We start from the raw sequence: 3,244 nt of genomic DNA, 5'->3' as shown, positions 1-3,244 counted from the left end.
GAAGTGGCAAAGCAAATGTCGTTTTATGAGTCTTCGGCTCTAAAGCAAGCGAGCGAGGTGGCAAAGCAAATGTCGCTTTATGAGTCTTCAGCTCTAAAGCAAGCAAGAGGCTATTTGAAATCTTTTGCGATGCAAGAAGCTGCTTCGTTGATCGCAGCTAGCTCGATTTCTCGTATGTTTGTTGCAAATGACTCCGCAGCTATCCAAGCAGTAAGAGAGATGTCAGGCTCCATATTACAGCAAGACTTAGCTGGAATTTTGGATAGCTCTAATGCTGAAATTGGCTTTGAAATCAATGCGGGTGTCATCGAGGACGCTGTTACTCAATTTAGCACTGCTCCTGCACCAGAGAGCAGTGGTAGCATTTTAGACTGGTACAATAATCAACCGCCTTCAATGCAGCTGATCATTGGGCTCATTTTTAGTTATTGGATTGGAGTATTTTGCAATTTATCTATGCCACTTTACGATGATTGGTCACAGCTATTTAGTGATACAAACTCTAGGGTAACTCCTAAGTTAATTGTGAATGAGGCGCGGAAAGAGTACGAATTAACTGACCTCAAGAATTATCGTTTTGTTGTAGCTACAATCCTACATGTTAGGAATGATCCAACAATTAATTCAGAGATACTCGATGAACTCGGAAACGGAAAAACTGTAAAGTTTATAGAAAAGTCAAAACGGTGGGTGCTGGTTGAGTATTTGTGTGATGAATCGGGAGAGTATAGAACTGGTTGGGTCTTTGCGAGGTATTTGCATAGATTCGAGATCTAAAATCTAACAAAGCATTTAAGAGTGATTCGCAACGCTCGGCATTTTCGCTTCGCTCAAGTATAGCCGAGCGCAGCTCACACCTTAATGCGGCGTTAGTTTGCTAAGTGCAGAAATACTTTTTAAGTGTAAATATTTGCTTTGTGCTCTAGCTAAACGCCTGTTCTTCCGCGAAATTTGTCATCTAAATTATCATCTCGCGTGGGCTATTTTTCGGTTCGGTTATTACGCGCTACTCATTCCTTCACCGCTTACTCTGTTCTCTTTCTCAACGCTCTTTTACGCTTCTTCTTTGTCGCTGATGCTTTGCCATAAAATGAGGTGATCGAGTATTTGGTTTTCAAGTTTATTGAATGAATTCTTTCTTATTTCAAGCGAGTTGAACTGCGGGTAATTAACGCATGCTGCTTCTTTTCCAAGTGCGTTTTGTTGGCGAGGTTTGAGTTTTGAACTGTCTATTTTACTTATGCGCTCGAATTCATTACTTTAGCTATCAAATCAGCACCTTGGCACCAAGCCTTTGGCTTAGTCGGGTAGGCAAACTAACAAATTGCTCAAGTGGACTTCTAACGCTCGGCAGTTTTGGTTCCAATGAATTTTGTGTTTTAAGGTGCGTTGCTTTAGGTTGGGTGTGCGTTATCAGCCACTTAGCAAGGCGTTATGCGGTACTGGAGGTAATACTTAATATGGATAAATTTGATTGGCATTGCGATAAAATCACAGCAGAGACGCCTGTAACGAATACTTATAAAGGCTCTCAAAATGTGCGTAGTTTTTTGAAAGAAGCCTGTGGGCCAGACTTTAAATTTGATCGTCCGTTTATGGCTTGGATTAAAGATGGAAATCCTAAAACAATGGGTGATGTTGCAAGAGAGTGGCAACTTAGAAATCGAAGCTAATGAGCTTTATACTAATATGCTCAGATCATGAGATTTGAGTTTTTTGCAAGTTCAACCGCATAACAAGTCGTTTAAACGGAATAAAAACAGTTGGTTATCGCTTCGCGATTTTAACCAACCATTTTTATCCGCTTAACGAGGCGTTAGGCAACTAAGGGAGTTTTGTTGTTTTGAATATAATCCGATTTATCTTTGTGTTTCTCCTTAGCGGCTGCGTGTCGTCAGAAAATCAAGCAATTGGTTATCTTGGTTTCATTGATAATGATAAATGGGCAATTCAATTTAATGATTGTTCAGTCATTTCATTTGAGCAAGCACTGCAATATGTCTGGTTTAATCGGGAACTAAAATCGATAAGTTGTTACACGTTAAATGATAACGACACATCAACAATAAGAAACCAACCAATTCGAGTTTACTCTCAACCCAGCCAGACCTCAGAGTATAAAGAAATATTAAAATTCAGTGAGCTAACTGTTTCAAAATCTGGGTGGGGCACTTTTCCTAGTGTTTATAAAAAGGTGAATTTAAGTTGGTTCAAAGTTGCTGATGGTTGGGTTCACTTGAGTTCCTCTGACAAAGATTTCGTTAACTTCTATTCAGGTCTTCAAGATGTTGAAGGGAAAAAAGAGCACGATGCATATTATTTAAATCATTAGCCATATTGTTCGAGGGTACTTGCCTAACAAGCAATTTAAGCAGACTGTCAACGCTTGGCATTTTCAGCTCGGTTTAGCTTCAGTGATTAAGGTGGTAAATTTGAGTGTATTGGTAGCGTTGTCAGCTACTTAATTGGGCGTTAGCTGCAATCCATGTTCAGAGGAGGAACAATAAATGGAATATCCACTTAAAGGAGCATGTCAGTGCGGACAAGTTACCTATGAATTATATGACAAACCATTAATGGTCTTTGCTTGTCATTGTACAGAGTGTCAAAAGTTATCTACTAGCCCATTTAGCATCACAGCAGTTGTTGATGCAGAAAAAATAGAGTTTTCTGGTCAACTGAAAAGTTGGGAGCGCTTAGCAGATAGTGGCAATCGTAACTGTGCGATGTTTTGTCCAAACTGTGGAAACAGAATTTATCATTTCAACCTGGATGCACCGGAAACAGTTAAGTTAAAGTTAAAACCAATTGATCTATCGTCAGCGGACATTTTTGAACCTCAAGCGCATGTTTGGGTTAGTGAAAAACTCAATTGGTATCACATACCTAACAATGTAAAGGTCTTTCCTAAGCAACCGGGCTAGCAGCTAACAAACTGCTCAAGAGGGATTCGCAACGCGTGGCATTTTTACTATGCGTTGAATTTAGTGATTAAGGCGGTATGCGGCGGCTTCAGTATTGCGTTGCTCACCCCTTAGCAGGGCGTTAGCCGTAAAAATATCAGCTACATACTCTCTAAGGGTAATAAATTATGTCAAAGAAAAGTAGAGTTTCTCGTTCTAAGGAAGACTTAAAGATCGAGTTAAAAGAACAGCTTCAAATACTCCAACATGCTTGCAAAAGCTACGATGATCTGAACCAGTAGTTTTGGACACTGCGTTAAGTGAGTACAATCACTAACGAG

4 protein-coding genes are annotated in these 3,244 nt (G+C 39.9%); all 4 read left to right on the top strand.

Annotation, left to right across the window (positions count from 1 at the left end; genetic code table 11):
- Nucleotides 1–777: SH3 domain-containing protein (locus ACED25_RS01405; RefSeq protein WP_371694463.1), on the top strand; the 777-nt coding region annotated here is incomplete at its 5' end.
- Nucleotides 778–1,460: 683 nt separating this feature from the next.
- On the top strand, nt 1,461–1,673 hold the full coding sequence (locus tag ACED25_RS01400) for a DUF6434 domain-containing protein (RefSeq protein ID WP_371694462.1): 213 nt from the start codon (nt 1,461–1,463) through the stop codon (nt 1,671–1,673).
- Between the two features lie 215 nt (nt 1,674–1,888).
- Nucleotides 1,889–2,332, top strand: a complete 444-nt coding sequence (locus ACED25_RS01395; protein WP_371694461.1) for a hypothetical protein — start codon at nt 1,889–1,891, stop codon at nt 2,330–2,332.
- A gap of 175 nt (nt 2,333–2,507) precedes the next feature.
- The gene (locus ACED25_RS01390) at nt 2,508–2,924 is read left to right on the top strand and encodes a GFA family protein (protein ID WP_371694460.1); all 417 of its coding nucleotides are present in this window, start codon (nt 2,508–2,510) and stop codon (nt 2,922–2,924) included.
- The last annotated feature ends 320 nt before the right edge of the window (nt 2,925–3,244 follow it).

This window comes from Vibrio sp. 1F263 (genome assembly GCF_041439035.1).
Lineage (GTDB): Bacteria > Pseudomonadota > Gammaproteobacteria > Enterobacterales > Vibrionaceae > Vibrio > Vibrio tasmaniensis_A.
The sequence above is the reverse complement of the archived record's forward strand: the minus strand, read 5'-3'. Positions and strand labels throughout refer to the sequence as shown.